The following is a 19,750-nucleotide window of genomic DNA, read 5'->3' as shown; positions in this document are numbered from 1 at the left end:
ACTTTGAACGTCACAGGGACGTCGCGGTGCAGCTTGGCCATGACGGTGTGCTCGCCCAGCGTCTTGATCGCTTCGGTGAGCTGGATCTTGCGGCGGTCGACCTCGAGCCCCTGCTTCGCCAGTGCCTCGGCGATCTCGGGCGAGGTGACGGAGCCGAAGAGGTGGTCTTTTTCGCCGGATTTGCGGCGGAAGTGCAGCACCACGTCGGCGAACTTGCCGGCCATCGCCTGCGCGTCCGCTTTCTCGCGTTCGGAGCGGCGCGCTGCCGACTGCTTCATCTGCTCGATCACGGCTTTGTTGCCGGCGCTCGCCTCGATGGCGAGCTTGCGTGGCAGCAGATAGTTGCGGCCGTAGCCCTCGGCGACTTTCACCACGTCGCCGCGAGAGCCGAGCTTGGGAACATCTTCTTTCAGGATCACTTCCATGGTCGTGAACTCCAAAGTCTCGCGGCCCAAGCCGCGGAATCTCAACGTTGAAAGCTTCTAGCTCCTGGCCCCTAGCTAGGGGCTAGAAGCTAGTGGCTAGCAGCGCTCTTAGAACCTGGCTTGGAACGGCAGCAGCGCGATGTTGCGCGCCTGCTTGATGGCGGCGGACAAACGGCGCTGGTGCGGCGTGCACACGCCAGTCAGGCGCCGCGGCACGATCTTGCCGCGCTCGGCGACGAACTGCCGCAGCAAGCCGACGTCCTTGTAGTCGATGGCGTCGATCTTCTCCACGCAGAACTTGCAAACCTTCTTGCGCCGGAAGAACTTGCGGTCGCCGCGCGGGCCACCGGGTCCGGAGCTGCCCGGACGCCGCTCGCCGCGCGGGCCGCCCGGTCCGCGGTCGCCGCCGCCCGGACGCGGGCTGTGCGGACGCGGCGTGTAGCCTGTGGATGCGGCCGGCGTATACGTTGACGGTGCGGAAGCTGCCGGCGCGGATGCTGCCGGCGCGGATGCTGCCGGTGACGGGGACGCCGCCGCCGGCGTGGTAGTTGGCTCCGCCTTCGTGGCGGGAGCTTCGTTCGGTGTCTTCACTTCGTCTGCCATAAATCTCCTGATCCAGATTTCTTCGCTGTTAGCGCTGCGGCGCTCCCGCTCTTGCAAGAGACGGCTGGCGCCACCCTGCAACCGACCGCCCCGCTAGACCGTGGTCGTTGCGGGCGCAGCATCCGCGCCCGTCGCGGCTTCTGCAGCCGGAACGGCCGGGGTAAGCGGCGGTGCGGGCACACGCTTCACGCGCGTGGCGCGGATCTTCTTCACCTTGTCGAGGCGCTTCTGCTCCTCGTCGATGCGTACGGTGATGAACTTGATCACCGGCTCGGAGACGCGCAAGCGGCGCTCCAACTCGAGCACCGTCTGTCCGCTCCCTTCCACCGTGAGCAGGATGTAGTTGCCATCCTGAAAGCGCTGCACGTTGTACGCCAGGCGGCGCTTGCCCATGCGGTCGATCTTCTGCACCGACCCGCCGGCCGAGCCCACGCTGGCCTCGAAACCCGAAACCAGTTTGTCGATCTCTTCATCGGCGATATCCGGCCGCACGATGAACATCACTTCATAAAGACGATTCATCTCATTCTCCACTTCGTTTACTAGCTCGTACTTGCGGCGCCTTCATCCTGCGCGCGCCGGTTGAACCGGTTCATCGCGACGGAAGCGCCTTCCTGCAAGATCACCTTCACTGCCTCGTTCGCCTGGTCCAGCATCTCGCCGGCGATCGCGAGTTGCGCCTTCTTCATCTGCGCCAGCACATACTTCGCGCCGTCGCCCACTTCGAAATCAGGTCCGATGCCCAGCCGGATGCGGAGAAACTCTTCCGTACCCAGCGCGGCGATGAGCGACTTTACCCCGTTGTGTCCGCCCGCCGAACCGCGCTCGCGGATACGAATCGTCCCCCACGGCAAGTCAAGCTCGTCGTAGATCACGATCAGGTCCTTGGTCGCGTCCAGCCCCAGCTCCGCGACCAGCGCCGCCACCGCCACGCCGCTCAGGTTCATGTAGGTCTCCGGCTTTGCCAGGAGCACTTCATGACCGGCGATGGAGCACTTGCCGGTGAGCGCGCGCGACCTGCGATTCGCGATCTGCGCGCCGCAGTCTTTGCTTTCCGCGATGCGATCGAGCGCCAGGAACCCCAGGTTATGCGGCGTGAACTGGTATTCGATTCCGGGATTTCCGAGACCGACGATCAGCTTCACGCGCACGCACCTTCCTCAGATAAGCACCTTCCTCAGATCCAAAGACCTCAGATCAAAGACCCTCACGCCGCCTGGGCCGCGCGCCGCATTACTCCTTGCCCTTCTTTTCCTTCTTGCCTTCCTTCGCGGGCTCGGGCGCAGCCTCGGCGCCTTCCTCCTCGGTCTCCTGCTTGCCCTTCTTGATGACTTCGGGCTCGGCGGGAGCGGCGGCAGCATCGGCGACCGCATCCGGCGTCGCCACCACTTCTTCTTTCACCGTCACGATGTGCGCCACCGGCGTGTTCGCATCGGTGATGAACTTGATCTTGTCGGAGTGGGGCAGGTCGCTCACGCGCTTCACCACGGTGAACACCAGCTCGGTCACGTCGAGGTCGATGTGGCTCGGGATATCCGCCGGCAAGCACTCGATCTCGATCTCGCGCGTGATCTGCTCCAGGATGCCGCCCTGCGTCCTCACGCCCTCGGGCACGCCCTGCAACAGGATGGGAACCTTCACGCGCAGACGCTCGTCCATCGCGATGCGCTTCAGGTCGATGTGCAGCAGATGTCCCTTGATGGGCTCGTACTGCCAATCGACGATCATCGCCTTGGTCTTCTCGCCACCCGCCACCAGGTCGAAGATGGTGTTGTGTCCGCTCTCCGAGTGCAGGATGCGGCCGATGGCCTTGGGATCGACTTCGAGCGCGATGGTCTGTTTCTTCGCGCCATAGAGCACGGCGGGGATGCGTCCCTGCACGCGCAAACGGCGCGCCTCATTCTTGCCGCGCGAAGCTTCCGGGCGCGGCTGCGCTTCCACGGTGTTCGACTGCTCTGTCTTCGATTTTGCGTTCGGTTGCGTTGCGGTAGCCATGATTCAGTGTCCTTCCAGAAAATCTAAACCTTAGGCGAACAACGTGCTGATCGAGGTCTCTTCATGGATGCTCTGGATCGCGCGCGCCACCAGCCCGGCGATCGATAGCACCTTGATCTTTCTCTCGTTCTTGGCCGCCTCGGTCAGCGGGATGGTGTTGGTCACGATCACCTGCTCGATGCGCGACTTCGAGATACGCTCGATGGCCGGCCCGGAAAGCACCGCGTGGGTGGCGCACGCATACACGCGCGCCGCGCCCGCGTCGAGCAGCGCCTCCGCCGTCTTTACCAGCGTTCCGGCGGTATCGATGATGTCGTCGAGGATGAGCGCGGTGCGGCCTTGCACGTCGCCGATCACGTGCATCACCTCGGCCACGTTCACGTCGGTGCGGCGTTTATCCACGATGGCCAGCGGCGCTTCCACTTTCTTGGCAAAGAAACGCGCGCGCTCCACGCCGCCCGCGTCCGGCGAGACCACGGTCAGGTCGGCCAGCTTCTGCTCTTTCACGTAGCCCACCAGCACCGGCGAGGCGAACAGATGGTCCACCGGGATATTGAAGAAGCCCTGGATCTGCGGCGCGTGCAGGTCGACGATGAGTGCGCGGTCGGCGCCCGCCGTGGTCAGCAGGTCGGCCACCAGCTTCGACGATACCGGGACGCGCGGCTTGTCTTTGCGGTCCTGGCGCGCGTAACCGTAATACGGGATGACGCAGGTGATGCGCCGGGCGCTGGCGCGCTTGAGCGCGTCGATCATCAGCAGCAGCTCCATCAGGTGCTGGTCCACCGGGAAGCACGTGGGCTGCACCACGAACACGTCGGCGCCGCGCACGTTCTCCATGATCTGCAGGTAGACCTCGCCATCGGAGAAACGCTTGAGTTCGGCGTGCGAGCGTGGCATGCCGAGGAAGGCGCAGACCTCGTCGGCCAGCGGCTCGTTGGCCGTGCCGCAGAAGATCTTGAACTTATCGTCGTGGCGGGCGCGCTGCGGCTTGCGCTCGCCCTTGGGCTGCGTCGCTTGCGGCTTTTTTTCCGTCGTCGCGGTCCCTACGGTCGCCATGTTCTGCTCTCGGGTTGGAGTTTCGCTGCTCAACGTCGTCAGTACCCGGTACCCAGTACTCAGTACCCAGAAAGAACCTCAGCCCCACTGGGTACTGAGTACTGGGTACCGCAAACTTCTTGGCTGGGCGGCCAGGATTCGAACCTGGACAAAGTGCGTCAAAGGCACTTGACCTACCATTAGTCGACCGCCCAAAAACCGTTCCCGGTTTCCCGTTTCCGGTTTCCAGTTTCTACGGCCACCGAAAACTGGAAACGGGAAACTGGAAACTCAGCGGTCCTAGCCCCATAGGTTCTTCCAATACACATTGCGCGGCAGCGTGCGCGTGGCCATGGCTCGCAGGCCGTCGGCCGAAAGCTTTTTAGCGGCCTTTTCGGCCCCGGCGCTCGACGGGAACAGCCCGAAAAGCGACGAGCCGGAACCTGAGAGCGAGGCAAAACTCGCGCCCGCGCGCTCCAAGGCCCGCTTCACTTCTCGTAATTCAGAATGCTGGGGAAAGACAACGCGTTCGAAGTCGTTCTCTATCCCGGCACGGACAAGGTCGAGAAGCAGTGCCTCGGCCCGGTCCCCGCTCCTGGCGGGAACACCGGTTGTGGAACCACACAGCCAACTCCAAACGGAGCGACTGAACCCATTCATTGTATCGGAGTGATCCGAGGCCGTCAATTTGTCCCAGTCGGCGAACGCCCGCGGCGTGGATACCCCCACATCGGGCGCCACCAGCACGCAATCGAGCGCCGGCAAGTCCGGCAAGGGATAGACATCTTCGCCGCGGCCGAGCCCAAGCACCGTCCCGCCGACTAGGAATAATGGGCAGTCGGAGCCGGTCTCCTGGGCCAGGCGCAGCTTTTCTTCGGAGTCGATCTTCACCTTGAGCGCGCGTTCCAGTCCCAGCAAGGTCGCCACCGCATTCGACGACGCGCCGCCCACACCACCCTCGATCGGCAACCGCTTCTCGATGTACAGCGTCACCTTTTTCCGCAACTTCAGCGCCTTGAGCACCCGCTCGGCCATGCGATAGCAGGTGTTCGACTCGTCCTGCGGGACGCGCGCGTCTTTCGAGCGCACTTCGATGCCCATGCCGGGTTTTACGTCGATCTTGATGGTGTCGTGCAGGGCGATCGTCTGGTAGACGGTACGCAGTTCGTGGAAGCCGTCGCCGCGGCGCGGTCCGATGCGCAATCCGAGGTTGATCTTCGCGAACGAGTGGACGGCTAGCGCCATGGCGGGAGGATTGTATACGCGCCCCGCACATAGGACACGGGTGAGCGCGGCAGCGAGTGTGGGGTAAATAAGTGGCCCGGCGCGGCCGACGCCGGGCTGATCCCGCAGCGCCCTCAACAGGAGGATGGAGCTGACCGCGAGACATCCGGTTAGACTCGGCCGCCCGGCGGTGGTAAGCGGGATTCTTCTCGCCGCTTGAACAAGAAAAACAAACTTGAACGCGCGTCTCCCTGCGTATACTCCCGCGCGGAGAGAGAAAGTTGCCCATGCGCGAGCTCTGGGACGTGCGCGGCAAGACCGGACGCGGGCACTTCGCGCTCTGGGGCATCCTGCTCGTCGCCTTGAAATACAACCTCGACCGCGCACTGGCCGCCGCATTCGGCCGCGGCTGGTCGCCGTTCGATTACTTGCAGCCCTCGCGCCGCGACCTCTCGCACCTGCCGCGCCTGGACTGGGATTTCCTGCTCGCGCTGATCCTGGTGAGCCTGCCATTCATCTGGGCGGGTGTCACGCTCACCGTGCGCCGCCTGCGCGATCTGCAGTGGCCGCTCGCGCTGGTCGCGCTCTTCTTCGTCCCCGCCGTCAACTACATCTTCTTTCTCCTGCTCGCCATCGTACCCGGCCGCGACGCCATAGAGACGCGGCACGCGCGCTCGTGGCTGGCGCGCATCATCCCTGACAATCCGCTGGGCAGCGCCGCAATGAGCCTGGCCCTGAGCGTTCCTTTCGGCGTGGGGGCTACCGCGGTCGCCGTCACGGTGTTCAAAGATTACGGGTGGGGAATATTCGTCGGCTTGCCTTTCTGGATCGGCATGGTCTCAGTGCTGGTCTACGGATACAAAGCGCCGCGCCGCCTGCGGGATTGCCTGGGTGTGGCCGCGCTCGCCATCACCGTGGCCGGCGCGGCGCTGGTCGCCATCGCCATCGAAGGGGTGGTGTGCGTGCTCATGGCCGCGCCCATCGCCATGGGCCTGGCGTTGCTGGGTGGGCTGACCGGCCACTTCATTCAGCGCAGCAGTTGGGGCGGACCACTCCCGGTCGAGGTCTTCGGCGCGCTGCTGCTCGCGCTTCCCGGAACGTTCGCGCTCGACCACGCGCGGCCGGTGGAGCAGCCGCCGCTGTTACACGTGACGTCCGTCATCGAGATCGACGCGTCGCCCGAAGCGGTGTGGCGCAACGTGGTCTCGTTCCAGCAACTCGCTCCGCCGGACGAGTGGTATTTCAAGACCGGTCTCGCGTATCCGCTGCGCGCGGAGATCTCCGGCACCGGCGTGGGCGCGGTACGGCACTGCGTCTTTTCCACCGGCGCATTCGTCGAGCCCATCGAGGTCTGGGACGAAGCTCGCCTGCTCCGCTTCGGTGTGACCGCCGAGCCACCCGCGATGCAGGAGCTCTCCCCCTATCCCGGCATCCATCCGCCCCACCTCGATCATTACTTCTCGTCGCAGCAAGGCGAGTTCCTGCTCCTCCCGCTACCCGGCGGACGCACCCGCCTCGAAGGCACCACCTGGTACAAGAACCGCTTCTGGCCGCAGACGTATTGGCAGCTCTGGTCAGACGCCGTCATCCATCGCATCCACATGCGCGTGCTCGAGCACGTGAAGGCGCGCACGGAGGCGGATGCCCAGGTTCGACGTTGAGGTGGCGAGGCCGGCGTGCGCGCCGAGCCGCCTGCCAGCGGGCCGATAGCGCAATGCGAACGCGACACCCGTGTGCGGTTGGGAGCGAAGCGACAGAACAATCAGTACCGGAACTGGTAGCTGATCTTCACGAAGACCTGGTGACCGTCGTTGAGGAAGCGGTTCCGTGTGGGGAAGATGCCGGTGTGCTGATGGATGCCCTCGCGGTCGATGGTCTGCAGGTCGGAGTTGTAACCCAGGTAGACAGCTGTGCCCGGATGGATCAGGTAGCTGATCAGGAAGTCGCCATTGAACTGCTTGTTGTTGGTGAGCGACGAGAGTCCCGGGTTGGCGATCAGCGAGGTGTACTGGAAGATGGTGCGCACCGCCAGCTCTTTGGTGAACTGATAGTTCCACTTCGAACGGAAGACGTGGAAGTTCAGGATAGCGTGATCGCTGGCGCGGTCGGTGAGCCGCTCGATCAAGTATGTGTTATCGACCGTGAGGTTGCCGAACGGACGCAGCGTCAGCAGCAGGAAGGCGTTCACCTCATTCGCCAGGAATGGCGCCTGCCCCGCCGGCGGATCGAAGTTGATCGCTTTGCCTAACTGGAAGTTGCCGTGCAGCGCCACGCGCTTGAAGTAGGTACTGTCGAAGAATCCCCACCAGTATCCCTTGTTGAAGTAGAGGTCGTTCGTGACCGGCGGACCGAAATCCTGCGGCCGCAGCTTCTCCGTGGTGAAGCCATGGCCAACAGTGAAGTTAGTGCTTTGCTTGAATTGGAAAACTACGCTCGGCTCCCAGTTGTATTCCAGCAGCTTGCCGGTGTGGTCCCATGCCGCCACGTGGAATACCTGCGGCCCCCAATACGTGAGCACGTTGTTCTCGTGGTAATCGCGATACTGGAAGAAGTGGCTCTCGCGCCGGAGATCAGGCCGGCGGAAGAAGCCGGTGAGCGTCTCGAAGCCGCGCGCGGTGTCCTGGTAGAGCACGTTGTATTCGATCTTCCGCGTGGAGTACTCGGCGAAGGCCTGCGATGACGGGCCGGCCTTATGTGTGCCGTCGGCGAAATCGGTGGAGCTCTCCACCACCTGGAACTCGGTGTTGAAGTGGTCGCCGATCTGGAAGTGCCCATCCACGCCGCCCACACGGTTGTTCGTTGCCCGGCAGCGGTCGGCGCCGCAACTGGTCCCGGGATCGGCGCTCAGCTCACGGTCGGCATACAGGATGCCGAGGTGCGACTGCTTGCCGATATCGTGCGTGATGCGCGCGATGTTGAAGTAGGCGCGCTTGCGCCGGTTGGGATCGTTGTCGGGGACGATGCGTCCGGGCGACTGGTCGTCGATGGAGAGCAACCCGAGGTTCCACTCGCCCAGCTTGCCGGTAAGGCGCATGCCGAACTGCGGATCGATGATGCGCCGCGTGAAGTAAAGATTGATCGGCGTGGTGAAGAAGTTCGCGTTCTCCTGGAAGAACGGACGCTTCTCCGGAAAGAACACCTCGAAGCGCTGGTTCACCGTGGTCTGCGGCTCGTCTGACTCGACCTGGCGGAAATCGGGATTGAACGTGAGGTCGAGCACCAGAGAATCGTGCAGGATGATCTTCGCGTCCAGGCCAGCGTCACCGCCCAATTTGTTCTGCGTGAAAAACGGACGGCTGGGATCGCGCGTGTCGATGGTCTTGAACGAGCGCGCGATGGCGTAGGGCGTGAGTTGGATGTTACGTCCCGGCCGGATGTCCTTCAGCCCGGTGACGTGCGCTTCCTGCGTGAGGCGTCCTTGGATCTTGCGCGAGAGAAAAGGATAGAAACTGTTGTCGTTATCGTGCGGCACCACGCGCTGCAGAATGATGCCCCACGTCTGGTCGGGCTGCTTGTAAAAACGCAAGCTCTTGAACGGGATCGACATCCATACCATGTATCCCGTTTCCGTGACCTTCCCCTTCGAGTCCCACACCGTGTCGTAGGAAGCGTCGTAACCGTTGTAGTCCGTCCAGATGTAATCGAACTGCACTCCCAGCGGGTTGGCCATGAACCCGTACGCCCGCCGCCGGTCGTTGAAGGTGTCGAGATAGAGCTGCACCTCGTCGTGTTCCGGGCCGATGGTGTCGCGCCGCGCCAGCATCGCGCGGATCTTCTTCGGATCTTTGTCGAAGCACAGCCACACCACGTAAAAATTCTTGTCGTCGTAGCCGAGGTAGGCTTCGGTGCGCTCCTGCGCCGGCGCGCCTTCTTTGGGATCAAGCTGAGTGAAGATATCGACCTTCGCCATGCTCAGGGCCAACGGAGTCGCAGGCTTCATCCCGGCAAAATCTTCCAGCGTGGGCGGACGTTCCACCTTGGTGATGGCGATGTCTGCCCGGGCGGCGGCCGGAGGGGTGGGTGGCGGCGCGGATGGCGCGGCCTGCGCTTTACCTCCTGTCTGCGCGAGCGATAACAGGGGAAGCGCCAGCAACAAACTAGCGGCGAATGGGGCCCTTTGCTTGCTGCTGAGCACTTCCCCTCACAGGAGATGAAGTAACTGTCGGCATTAGACCAACGAATCCGAAAAAGGTTAGTCGCGCGGGACAGACAAACCGCAGCCGCGAATGCTTTACTTCGCGAATGCCCTACTGCTCGCCGAAGTAACGGCCCAGATGCAGCGGACCTTTTTTCTTGAAGGTTGAGACGCCGAGCTCCTGATGCACCACGGGCCACCACGGGCCGGCGGCGTTGCGCGTTCCCGCGACGATCTCGGCGCGAGTGACCCCCGCCGGCGCACGCACCAGCGCGTCGAGCCGGTCATAGACGCGGCCGCGCTCATCCTCCTCCGCCCAGCCGAACATGTTCAACAGCGTGAGCGCGTCGCGCTTTTGCGCGCGCGCTAGGATCTCCGACAACGCCGTCTCCCGAAGTCTGGGAGCCGCCGCCGGTCCCTCGGCGCGCCACCAGGTCAGCAAGGCGTCACGAAACTCGGGGGAGGTCTGCTGCGTGTAGGGCGGCGAGATGCGTCCCCCGGGCGCGATCCGTGCCGCAAAACCGGCGGGCACAAGCGACTGGACGTAACCAAAATCCATCTGCACCCACCCTGCCGTCACCTGGATCTCTCCCTCGCCAGCTGGCGAGAGGGTGAGGGTGTAGGCGCAGCCCAGGTCGATGACGCGCGCCGAGGGAGTCTCCACCACGAACACGGCGGGCGGTGCGGCGATCTCCGCATGCAGCACGCCGCGCTCCAGCCGCAACCGCCGGCGGCCTTCGCGGTTCTCCAGTAGCGCCACGACGGAGCCGGGACCGATCTCTACCCACCCGATGTCTGCCACGCGCACATTTGCTGCGTCCGAAACGCCAGTCTCGAGTCGCTGGCCCAACTGCAGCGCGCCGGAAGCGGTAGCGATCCCATTCAGGCGGGGGGCGCCGGTAACGGCTGCGAATCGCATCCCGGTCTCGGGTGCGGGCGCGGCCGGCCGGAGCAGCATGAGCGCCAAAGCGATCACCACGGTCGCAGCTATAGCCGCAGCGGCATACACCGGCGGCTGGAACCGAGTTTGCTGGAACCAGGCCGCCCGCACCGGGATGGCATGCAGTGGCGACAGTGCGCCTTGCGGCCCACGATAACGAGCGAGCAGCTTCTCCAGGCGCTCGACCTCGGGCTCGGGTTCTCCCGTGCCGTCCCACAGGTAATCGTTCATGATGGCAACTCCATTCCCGGTTCTCTTCCTTGCTCACTGCCCTGCTTCCTACCCAACGCGCGCCGCAGCATCTGCATGCCGCGATGCAGGTTCACGCGCACCGAGCCATGCGTGAGTCCGGTGCGCGCCGCGATCTCCGGGCCGGTGAGCCCTTCCACCAGGCGCAGCAGCAACGTCTCGCGATGAGTCTCTGGTAATGAGCGGATGGCGCGCAGCGCTTCGGCGGCATCGGCGTTCTCTGCCGCCGAGTCCGCAGCTGTTTCGGTATCGGTCAGCTCTTCGGTGGACACCGCCGAGCGGTGAAAATCGGCGGCGCGATTGCGGGCGATCGCGCACAGCCATCCGCCAAAAGCTTGCGTATCGCGCAAGCTGCCAAGCTTGCGCAGCGCCGCGATGAAGACTTCTTGTACCTGGTCGTCCACCTCGGCGCTCGGCAAGCGCGCCAGTATGATGCCGTGCACCACGCGCGCATAGCGCTGGTAGAGCCTCGCGAATGCGTGGTCACCGCGCTGCGCCAGGCGCACCAGCGCGCCCTCTTCTTCCACGACGTCCATCGCGTTCATCGGCGGTACCGGCTCGTTCATTCCCTATTTGAAAGACGGCTAAACGGGCACTGGTGTTAACAAACACGGGTGTACAGACAAGAAAAGATTTCGGAACGGATAGACGTTAACACCCGCGCCGCGCCGCCGTCCTAACCAGCAGAGGTGCTTTATGGCTGGTGTCATTAGCCGCCGCGGTCTTCTGATGACGATGGCGGGGGTCGCCGGTGCTGCCGCGATGGGAACGTTCGTGCCGTTCGTCTCTAGCGCGTGGGGCTTCCAATGGCCGGAGCAGCCCGCCAACGTTAACGGATCAAGCGCGCGCATCGCGCCTGCTGGCGAGCCGGGCGAGCCGCTCGTCATCTCCGGAAAGGTCTACGAGAGGGACGGCCGCACGCCCGCCGCCGCCGTCGTCATATACGCCTACCACACCGACGCCAAGGGACTCTATCGCCCCGACCACTACACCGCCGACTGGAGCACGCGCCGGCCGCGTCTCGAAGCCACCGTGCGCACCGGCAAAGACGGTGCCTACGAGTTCACGACCATCCGTCCGGCGCCGTATCCGCAGCGCAACAATCCCGCGCATGTTCACTTCGTTCTGTGGTGGCCCGACCGCCATCGCCAGGGCGACATCCTGTGGTTCGACGGCGATCCGCTGCTCACGCCACAGATGTACGCACGCAACGCGCATGCCGGAACGTTTTCCTACATCCAGAAAGCCGCGCGCAGCGGCAACACGCAGCGCGTCGGGCTCGATTTCCGCAGACACGACCAGGAGGACTAATGTCCGTGAAACATACGTCGCAGATCGCCCCGCGCTTCCGCGCGCTCGTTGCTCTCACCCTCGTACTGCTCTTGCCGGCTGTCGGGCTGGCATCGTCCGCCGAGACCTATTCGGTCAAGCCCGTCTACACCAACGTCACTTTCAAGATCACCAAGTGGATGGTGCTACCCGAACAAGGCCAGTTCCGCGAATTCGACGGGACGCTGACCTATGATCCGCTGAAGCCGGAGGCATCCCGCGTCGAGATCACGGTGCAGGCGAATAGCATCGACACAAAGAACGAGACGCGCGATGGCGTGTTGCGCTCCGCCGATTTCTTCGACGTCGCGCGCTTCCCGACGCTCACCTTCCGCAGCACATCGGTGCGCGCCAACGGACCGAACGGGTTGCTGGTGACCGGAGACTTCACCCTCCATGGAGTCACCAAGCGCATCACCATCCCGGTACAGGTGCGCGGCACGCGCGAGCTGCCGCAGATCGGCAAGCTGGCAGGATTCGAGACCAGCTTCACCATCAACCGGCGCGACTACGGCGTGCTGGGCGCAAAATGGGGCGCAGTGCCGGCGGCGCTCAGCAACGACGTGGAGATCCATCTGCTGGTCGGAGCGGTGGCGCCGAAGCGCTAGAGGAGCTAGAGCTATTTCCGTTCAGGATTCGAAAGCTGTCCGCGGGATGCCCGATTGCCGGATGATCGATTGCAGGGTTCCGATCCGCAGTTCATCGTGATCGGGTACAGGGACTGTGATCGTGCCCGTCCCGGCTTTTTGCATGACAATGTGACTGCCGTGGCGCCGGACTTCTGTGAAGCCGTTGCGTCGAAGGATCTCGCACGCGTCGCGTCCGGCGAGGACGCGCAACTTACCCAATGGCGACCTCTAGTTGGGTGATGAAGACTTCCGAATGCAGGCGCTTCTGAACCTCTTCAGTGGAAGCGGTCTCCAGGAACAGTTCGACCGCTTCCTTGAGATTGGTCCGCGCCTGCTCGACCGTATCGCCTTGGCTGGCAACATCCAGCTCCGGGCACAGGGCCACGTAGCTGTTGCCTTCTCGCTCGATGATGGCCGTGAGTTGGCGGGTCTTCTTCATGCTGCAAGGATACAGCAGGCGTCCTAGAAGAGCGCGTTCTGTTTGCGGCTGAGTGGTATGCCGAAATGTTCGTAGGCGAGCTTGGTGGCGACGCGTCCGCGCGGGGTGCGGTTGAGGAAGCCGATCTGGATGAGGAACGGCTCATGGATCTCTTCGATTGCTTCCGTCTCTTCGGCGAGTGCGGCGGCGAGCGTGCTCACCCCGACCGGGCCGCCTTGGTATTTCTCGATGATGGTGAGCAGCAGCCGGCGGTCGGTCTCGTCGAAGCCGTACCTGTCCACCTCGAGCATCTCGAGCGCGGCTTTGGCGGTGGCGGCGTCGATCTTTCCCGCGGCCCGCACCTGGGCGTAGTCGCGGACGCGACGCAGCAGCCGGTTGGCGATGCGCGGCGTGCCGCGCGAGCGCGAAGCGATCTCCTCCGCGCCGGCTTCGTCCACCTCGATGTTCAGGATCTCCGCCGAGCGCTTCACGATGATCTTCAAGTCCTCAGGGGTATAGAACTCCAGGCGCAGCATGATGCCGAAGCGCGAGCGCAGCGGCGCCGTCAGCAGTCCGGCGCGCGTGGTCGCGCCGATGAAGGTGAACGGCTTTACCTCGATGGTGTGGGTGCGCGCCGCCGGGCCCTGCCCGATGATGATGTCGAGTCTGTAGTCCTCTAATGCGGAGTAGAGCAGCTCCTCGAGCGCCGGCTGCAGCCGGTGTACCTCGTCGAAGAACAGCACCTGCTTGTCGCGGACGTTGGTCAGGATGGCGGTGAGGTCACCCTTGATCTGCAGCGTCGGCCCCGAGGTCTGCTGAAAGGCCGCACCCATCTCGTTGGCGATGATGGTCGCCAAAGTCGTTTTGCCCAGCCCGGGCGGGCCGTAGAGCAGCACGTGGTCCAGCGTTTCGCCGCGCGATTTCGCCGCCTCGATCGCTACCGCCAGATTCTCTTTGACCTTGTTCTGTCCGATGAACTCTGCCAGCCGCTTGGGCCGCAGCTTTAATTCGAACGACGCATCGTCTTCGACCACCTGGGCCGAGACGATCCGCTCGCGGACATCGGGGGAACTCTTCGGAGTCGACACTGTTTTCGGATGGTACACCGAAAATGAGGCAGCCGCGAAGCGCAGGTTTTCCTCATCCGCAGCTCTCGTGCTTAGCTCCACGGGCTGGGCGCGGTGCGAGCCGCGCCCTTTTTATTTCAGCAGCGTTATTTCAGCAGGCCGGCCAGCTCTTTTTCCCCGATCACCTTCACCCCCAGGTCCTTCGCCTTGTCGAGCTTCGAGCCGGCCTCTTCCCCGGCGAGCACGTAATCGGTCTTCTTCGAGACTGACCCGGACACCTTGCCGCCCGCGTTCTCGATGAGCTGTTTGAAGTGGTCACGCGGCTGGCTGAGCGTCCCGGTGATCACGAACGTCTTGCCCGCGAGTTGCGTCCCGCGCTGTTTCTTCTCGCCTTTGAAGCGTAGCCCCGCCTTGCGCAGACGTTCCACCAGCTCGCGGTTCTTCTTTTCGGCAAAGAATTCCACGATCGCGTGCGCGACGCGCTCACCCACCTCGGAGACTTCTTCGAGTTGCTCGGGTGTCGCGGCCATCAGATCATCCAACGAGCCGAAGTGTTCGGCCAGCAGCTCCGCCGTGCGTTCGCCGACGAAGCGTATGCCGAGCCCAAAGATCACACGTTCCAACGGGAGCTTCTTCGAGCGCTCGATCTCATCGAGCAGGTTCTGCGCGGACTTTTCTCCCACCCGCTCGAGCGCCAGCAGCTTGTCTTTGGTCAACGCGTAGATGTCGGCCACATTCTTCAGCATGCCGCGGTCGGCGAGCTGGTTGACGAGCGAGTCGCCCATGCCTTCGATGTTCATCACGCCGCGCCCGGCCCAGTGCAGCAGCGACTCGCGCAGCTTCGCCGGACAATTCGCGTTGATGCAGCGATGGTCGGCTTCGCCTTCCACGCGCACCACGTGCCCGCCGCACTCCGGACACCGCTCCGGCATCTTGAACTTCTTCGTGCCGCGCGGGTGCGCTTTGTCGTCGAGCACATTGACGACCTTCGGGATCACGTCGCCGCCGCGCTCTACCGTGACCCAGTCGCCGATCTTCACGCCCAGCCGCTCGATCTCGTCCATGTTATGCAGCGTGGCGCGTGCGACCGTCGTCCCGCCGATCGCGACCGGCTTGAGCGCGGCCACCGGCGTCAGCTTTCCGGTGCGCCCGACCTGCACCAGGATGTCTTCGATCCGCGTCACGCCGGCGCGCGCGGCATATTTGTAAGCGATCGCCCAGCGCGGGGCTTTCCCGGTGAAACCCAGCTCCTCCTGCAGGCCGATGCGGTCGACTTTGACCACTACGCCGTCGATCTCGTAGCCGAGTTTTTCGCGTTGCGACTCCCACTTGCGCAGAAACGCCAGCACGCCCTCGATGTCTTTCACCTTCGCCCAGTTCGGATTCACCTTGAATCCCGCGGTGGTGAGCGCTTCCAGCGATTGCGAATGGCGGTCAAACACGGTTCGCCCATCGCGCAGCAGGAAGTAGGCGTAGAAGTCGAGCCGGCGCTGCGCGACGATATTCGGTTCGAGCACGCGGATGGTCCCTGCCGCCGCGTTGCGCGGGTTCGCGAACTTCGCCAACTGCTGGCGTTCGCGGTCTTCGTTCATGCGCTCGAATCCCGCCAGCGGCATCACCACCTCGCCGCGGACTTCGAATCCTGCCGGGATCCCCGCCTGCTTCAGCACATCCTTCGCGACCGAGAGTGGGACACTGCGGATCGTCCGCACGTTCGTGGTGACGTCTTCGCCCACATAGCCATCGCCGCGCGTCACGCCCTTGGCGAGCTGTCTGCCAGAGTAGGTAAGCGCGAGCGACATGCCATCGAGCTTGAGTTCGCAGACGTACTCCACGTCGGTGCGTCCGGTGAGTTCGTGGACGCGGCGCTCCCACGCGCGCAACTCCTCTTCGTTGTATGCGTTGTCGAGCGAGAGCATGGGCCGCGAGTGCTCGACCTTCACAAAGCCCGCGCGCGGTTTTCCGCCCACCCGTTGCGAAGGCGAGTCCGGGGTGACGAGCGCAGGATGCTCCGCTTCAATGCTCTTGAGCTGCTGCATCAGCCGGTCGAATTCGGCGTCCGAGATCTTCGGCTCGTCGAGCACGTAATAAAGATGCTCGTGGCGGCGTATCTCCTCGCGCAGCTTCTCGATGCGGCGGGTTGCGTCTTTGGCGGAGGCGGTGGGCATGTGAACCAAGGATTATAAAGAGGTATCACACTTGCGGGGCTGCCTCCCGCCAGTTACCATTCCTGCCGCTTCCCAAGACGAGATGAAGAGATAGAAGGAGAGATGAATATGCGCATGCGAATGCTAGCCCTGTTGCTGATCGCCGCCGTAGTGGTGGCGGGCGCGCAGGAAAAGAAAGACGCAAACCACATGAAGGACATGAAGGCCCCCAAGAAGGCCGACATGAATGCGCCACAGAGTGCGGAGATGAAAAAGCTCGAAAAAATGCTCGCCGGCACCTGGAGCCTCGACGAGACATTCGAGTCGATGATGGGCATGCCCGGCGGCAAAGGTAAGGGCACGGAAGTGTCTAAGCGTGGTCCGGGCGGCAACTCGCTCCACTCCGACCTGAAGTCCACCGGCCCGATGGGCTCGTTCACCGGGCACGGCTTGATGTGGTACGACGCCAAGGCCGGAGGTTACCGCTCCATCTGGTGCGACACCATGACGCCCCAGGGCTGCGACGATTCGGGTATCGGCAAGTGGCAAGGCAACGACCTGGTCTTCGAAGGCGATTCCGACATGCCACCAAATATGGGCGGTGGCAAGATGCACATGGTGCAGAAGTTTTCCGACATCACCCCAAACTCGTTCACCTTCTCCATGGACGGCACCATGAATGGCCAGAACATGCACATGATGACCATCAAATACAAACGGGCCGGCGGCGGCATGTCCGCAACCGCAACCAAGCAATAAGCGGGACTGTCTCGCTCAGGGCGCGGCTTCGGCCGCGCCCTTCTTTCCGTCCACGGTGGACTGCGCCCGGTGCACTGGTTTACAACTGACGCTTGGACCCGCTCACCCATCTGCTCACCGGCGCCTGCATCGCGCGCTCCGGATTGAACCGCAAGTCGGCGCTCGCCACCACCGTGGTCGTGCTCGCGGCGGAGGCGCCCGATCTGGACATCCTTGCCTACCTGGGCGGGCCAGTCGCCGGCTTCGAACATCATCGCGGCATCACGCATACTTTTCTCGGCGTGCCCCTGGTCGCCGCCGCGGTCGTGGGATTTGTCTGGCTGCTCTATCGCTGGCGGATAAAGCGCGGATGGCAGCCGAAGATTCCCGTGCGTTGGCGGCTGCTCTTTGGATTTGCCTGCCTTGCCGCGCTCAGCCACATCCTGCTCGACTTCACCAACCAGTACGGCGTGCGGCCGTTCGCACCCTTCTCCTACCGCTGGTACTCGTGGGACATCATTGCCATCGTCGAGCCGGTGCTGCTCGTCATCCTTGCGGGCGGATTGATCGTGCCGCTGCTCTTCCGCCTCATCAACGAAGAAGTAGGCGCGCGCAGCCAGGGGCCGCACGGACGCGCCGGCGCCATCGTCGCCCTGGTGCTGATGTGCGGGCTGTGGTGGTTCCGCGATCTGCACCATCGGCGCGCGCTCTCCGCGCTCGCAGCGCAGAGCTACCTCGGCGCCGATCCGGAGCGAGTGAGCGCATATCCTTACAACATCGATCCGTTCACGTGGTATGGCGTGGCTGAGATCCCGACCGCATTCGCCCAGATGCGCGTGGATTCGAGCTCCGGTGAGGTAGACCGCGAGCGGCGCATGCGCGTCCGCTACAAGCCCGAGGAGCCGCCGGTCGTGCTGGCAGCGAAACGGTCGGCCATGGGCCGCGTGTATCTCGATTGGGCGGCGTATCCCTACCTCGAAGTCGAGAAGCTGCCGCCGCCCAAGGGTGGATACCTCGTCCACTTCAACGATCTGCGCTATTTCTATCCCGACAGCACCGCGAACCTCACCGCCAACGTCGAACTGGACGACCAGCTGCGCGTGCGCCGCCAAGGCATGGGCAGGTGGATGCAGCCCGCCGATTAGATCTCTCCGCAGCGGCGGTTAATAAAGTGTTACAATCTGCCGCAAGATGTCACGGAAGTCCGCATTTTTCCTGCTATTCATGAGACTGGTGGCGCTGATGGCAGTATTGGCGCTGCTGCCGCTCGCCCCGGCGCCCGCTTTTGCTGCCAGGCCCGACCCGCTCGCCAGGAAGATCGAGAAGATCCTCGCCGACCCTGAGGTCGGCCGTGGCTTTTGGGGCGTCGAGGTGGTCTCGCTCGCGAGCGGCAAGACGCTCTACCAGCAGAATCCGGACAAGCTGTTCACGCCCGCATCGAACACCAAGCTGTTCACCACCGCCGCCACCTTCGCGCTCATCGGGCCGGAGTTCCGCTTCAAGACGGACGTGGAGACCACCGGCGCCATCGATAAATACGGCCGGCTCACCGGCGACCTGGTGCTCGTCGGCCGCGGCGATCCGAATCTTTCCGGACGCCTCTTCCCCTACGCCGCCGGCGGTCCGCGCCAACTGCCCGCATCGCACGTGCTCGAAGACCTTGCCGACGAGCTGGTGCGCAAAGGTTTGAAGTTCATCGACGGCGATGTGGTCGCCGACGATTCCTACTTCCCCGCGCAGCGCTGGGCGCCGGGCTGGGAACAGGATGACCTGGTCACCGAATATGGCGCGCCCGTCTCCGCGCTCACTTTGAACGACAACGTGGTCTACGTGCGCATCATGCCGGCCGACCGTCCCGGCGAAAAAGCTTTCATCGCTATCGAGCCTTATGCGGATTACTACCGCATCGACAATCGCATCGCGACCACGCCGCCCGGCACCGGGCCGAGCAAGATCACCATCAGCCGCGAACCCGGTTCGAACGACGTGCTGCTCTGGGGGACCATCCCGCAGGATGATCCCGGCGGCACCCAGGCTATCGCGGTGGACGATCCCGCGCAGTTTGCCGCGCAGTGGTTCCGCCAACTGCTCGAGCGCCGTGGCATCGTGGTCTACGGACGCGAGCGCACGCACCACACCGAGATGGCCAACCTTACCACCTTCAGCGTGACCACGCGCGCGGGCGCGGGTGGCGGAGGCGGTTCATCGTCGGCCATGCAGCCGCTCGTCCTGGCCGTCCACGATTCCCTGCCGCTCGCCGAAGACCTCAAGCTCATCAACAAGATCAGCCAGAACCTGCACGCCGAACTGATGCTGCGCCTGCTCGGACGCGAGCGCGGCACCGCCGGCACCATCGATGGCGGCCTGGAAGTGCTGAATGGCTTCCTCGCCAAAGCCGGCATCAAGCCGGATGAGTACACCTTGCTCGATGGCTCGGGAATGTCGCGCCAGAATCTGGTCACGCCACACGCCACGGTGAAGCTGCTGCGCTACGCTGCCACCCAGCCTTGGGGCGATCTCTATCGCGCCACGTTGCCCATCGGCGGTGTGGACGGCACGCTCGCCAACCGCTTCCGCGGCACGCCGGCGGAAGGACACGTGCACGGCAAGACCGGCTCGCTCGGCCACGTCAACGCGCTCTCCGGTTATGTGGAAACGCTTAGGGGCGACCGCATCGCCTTCGCCATCTTCGTGAACAACCACAACCTGCAGGGCCGCAAGGCCATCGAGGCCATCGACCAGATCGTGCAGGCCATAGTGGAAGACGGCGCGCCTTCGGCTGATAAGAAGAACGACAAGAAAAAGAAATAGCGCTC

Annotated in this window: 20 protein-coding genes and 1 tRNA gene; 6 read left to right on the top strand and 15 right to left on the bottom strand. The window is 63.7% G+C overall.

The genetic code is table 11. The annotated features are described in order from the left end of the window. The 8 genes from rplI to ispE all read right to left on the bottom strand — a co-directional run. The coding region (rplI, locus tag M3P27_08460) for a 50S ribosomal protein L9 (GenBank protein MDP9268338.1) at positions 1-425 on the bottom strand (425 nt) is incomplete at its 3' end. A 108-nt stretch (positions 426-533) separates the two neighbouring features. Continuing rightward, a complete protein-coding gene (rpsR, locus tag M3P27_08455; GenBank protein MDP9268337.1) occupies positions 534-1,028 on the bottom strand; it encodes a 30S ribosomal protein S18 in 495 nt (164 codons plus the stop codon). A gap of 93 nt (positions 1,029-1,121) precedes the next feature. Then, positions 1,122-1,550: a 30S ribosomal protein S6 gene (rpsF, locus tag M3P27_08450; protein ID MDP9268336.1), complete on the bottom strand. Its 429-nt coding sequence runs from the start codon at positions 1,548-1,550 to the stop codon at positions 1,122-1,124. Between the two features lie 20 nt (positions 1,551-1,570). Then, the gene (pth, locus tag M3P27_08445; protein ID MDP9268335.1) at positions 1,571-2,173 is read right to left on the bottom strand and encodes an aminoacyl-tRNA hydrolase; all 603 of its coding nucleotides are present in this window, start codon (positions 2,171-2,173) and stop codon (positions 1,571-1,573) included. A gap of 88 nt (positions 2,174-2,261) precedes the next feature. Then, positions 2,262-3,023, bottom strand: coding sequence for a 50S ribosomal protein L25 (locus M3P27_08440; GenBank protein MDP9268334.1), 762 nt, complete (start codon positions 3,021-3,023; stop codon positions 2,262-2,264). A 30-nt stretch (positions 3,024-3,053) separates the two neighbouring features. Continuing rightward, positions 3,054-4,079: a ribose-phosphate pyrophosphokinase gene (locus tag M3P27_08435; protein MDP9268333.1), complete on the bottom strand. Its 1,026-nt coding sequence runs from the start codon at positions 4,077-4,079 to the stop codon at positions 3,054-3,056. Between the two features lie 120 nt (positions 4,080-4,199). After that, positions 4,200-4,273: transfer RNA gene (locus tag M3P27_08430), tRNA-Gln, on the bottom strand. An 85-nt stretch (positions 4,274-4,358) separates the two neighbouring features. Then, on the bottom strand, positions 4,359-5,303 hold the full coding sequence (gene ispE / locus M3P27_08425) for a 4-(cytidine 5'-diphospho)-2-C-methyl-D-erythritol kinase (GenBank protein MDP9268332.1): 945 nt from the start codon (positions 5,301-5,303) through the stop codon (positions 4,359-4,361). Positions 5,304-5,569: 266 nt separating this feature from the next. Between ispE and M3P27_08420 the strand changes: the two genes are divergently transcribed. Beyond that, positions 5,570-6,943, top strand: a complete 1,374-nt coding sequence (locus M3P27_08420; protein ID MDP9268331.1) for a hypothetical protein — start codon at positions 5,570-5,572, stop codon at positions 6,941-6,943. Between the two features lie 101 nt (positions 6,944-7,044). On the opposite strand, the gene M3P27_08415 is transcribed toward M3P27_08420, so the two are convergent. The 3 genes from M3P27_08415 to M3P27_08405 form a co-directional block, all read right to left on the bottom strand. Next, the gene (locus M3P27_08415; GenBank protein ID MDP9268330.1) at positions 7,045-9,375 is read right to left on the bottom strand and encodes a carbohydrate binding family 9 domain-containing protein; all 2,331 of its coding nucleotides are present in this window, start codon (positions 9,373-9,375) and stop codon (positions 7,045-7,047) included. 154 nt (positions 9,376-9,529) lie between these two features. Further along, complete coding sequence (locus tag M3P27_08410) at positions 9,530-10,588, bottom strand: FecR domain-containing protein (protein ID MDP9268329.1); 1,059 nt, start codon at positions 10,586-10,588, stop codon at positions 9,530-9,532. Beyond that, positions 10,585-11,172, bottom strand: coding sequence for a sigma-70 family RNA polymerase sigma factor (locus M3P27_08405; GenBank protein ID MDP9268328.1), 588 nt, complete (start codon positions 11,170-11,172; stop codon positions 10,585-10,587). The genes M3P27_08410 and M3P27_08405 overlap by 4 nt, the downstream gene beginning before the upstream one ends. A 130-nt stretch (positions 11,173-11,302) precedes the next feature. Between M3P27_08405 and M3P27_08400 the strand changes: the two genes are divergently transcribed. Together M3P27_08400 and M3P27_08395 are read left to right on the top strand one after the other, a co-directional pair. Further along, complete coding sequence (locus tag M3P27_08400) at positions 11,303-11,917, top strand: protocatechuate 3,4-dioxygenase (protein MDP9268327.1); 615 nt, start codon at positions 11,303-11,305, stop codon at positions 11,915-11,917. Then, complete coding sequence (locus M3P27_08395) at positions 11,917-12,543, top strand: YceI family protein (protein MDP9268326.1); 627 nt, start codon at positions 11,917-11,919, stop codon at positions 12,541-12,543. The genes M3P27_08400 and M3P27_08395 overlap by 1 nt, the downstream gene beginning before the upstream one ends. A 21-nt stretch (positions 12,544-12,564) precedes the next feature. On the opposite strand, the gene M3P27_08390 is transcribed toward M3P27_08395, so the two are convergent. The 4 genes from M3P27_08390 to ligA form a co-directional block, all read right to left on the bottom strand. After that, positions 12,565-12,783, bottom strand: coding sequence for a type II toxin-antitoxin system HicA family toxin (locus M3P27_08390; GenBank protein MDP9268325.1), 219 nt, complete (start codon positions 12,781-12,783; stop codon positions 12,565-12,567). Then, entirely contained in the window at positions 12,776-13,003 is a 228-nt protein-coding gene (locus M3P27_08385) for a type II toxin-antitoxin system HicB family antitoxin (protein MDP9268324.1), read from the bottom strand. The genes M3P27_08390 and M3P27_08385 overlap by 8 nt, the downstream gene beginning before the upstream one ends. A 23-nt stretch (positions 13,004-13,026) precedes the next feature. Further along, entirely contained in the window at positions 13,027-14,070 is a 1,044-nt protein-coding gene (gene ruvB, locus M3P27_08380; protein ID MDP9268323.1) for a Holliday junction branch migration DNA helicase RuvB, read from the bottom strand. 125 nt (positions 14,071-14,195) lie between these two features. Continuing rightward, positions 14,196-16,217 (bottom strand): NAD-dependent DNA ligase LigA, encoded by a 2,022-nt coding sequence (gene ligA / locus M3P27_08375; protein MDP9268322.1) that lies wholly within the window; start codon positions 16,215-16,217, stop codon positions 14,196-14,198. Between the two features lie 114 nt (positions 16,218-16,331). Here ligA and M3P27_08370 point away from each other — a divergent pair, with 114 nt between their 5' ends. From M3P27_08370 to dacB, 3 genes are all read left to right on the top strand, one after another. Next, complete coding sequence (locus M3P27_08370) at positions 16,332-16,955, top strand: DUF1579 domain-containing protein (GenBank protein MDP9268321.1); 624 nt, start codon at positions 16,332-16,334, stop codon at positions 16,953-16,955. Positions 16,956-17,047: 92 nt separating this feature from the next. Next, positions 17,048-18,079, top strand: coding sequence for a metal-dependent hydrolase (locus M3P27_08365; protein ID MDP9268320.1), 1,032 nt, complete (start codon positions 17,048-17,050; stop codon positions 18,077-18,079). Positions 18,080-18,125: 46 nt separating this feature from the next. Continuing rightward, positions 18,126-19,745: a D-alanyl-D-alanine carboxypeptidase/D-alanyl-D-alanine-endopeptidase gene (gene dacB / locus M3P27_08360; protein MDP9268319.1), complete on the top strand. Its 1,620-nt coding sequence runs from the start codon at positions 18,126-18,128 to the stop codon at positions 19,743-19,745. Positions 19,746-19,750 lie beyond the last annotated feature (5 nt).

This window comes from Acidobacteriota bacterium, assembly GCA_030774055.1.
Taxonomy (GTDB): domain Bacteria; phylum Acidobacteriota; class Terriglobia; order Terriglobales; family Acidobacteriaceae; genus JACPNR01.
The sequence above is the reverse complement of the archived record's forward strand: the minus strand, read 5'-3'. Positions and strand labels throughout refer to the sequence as shown.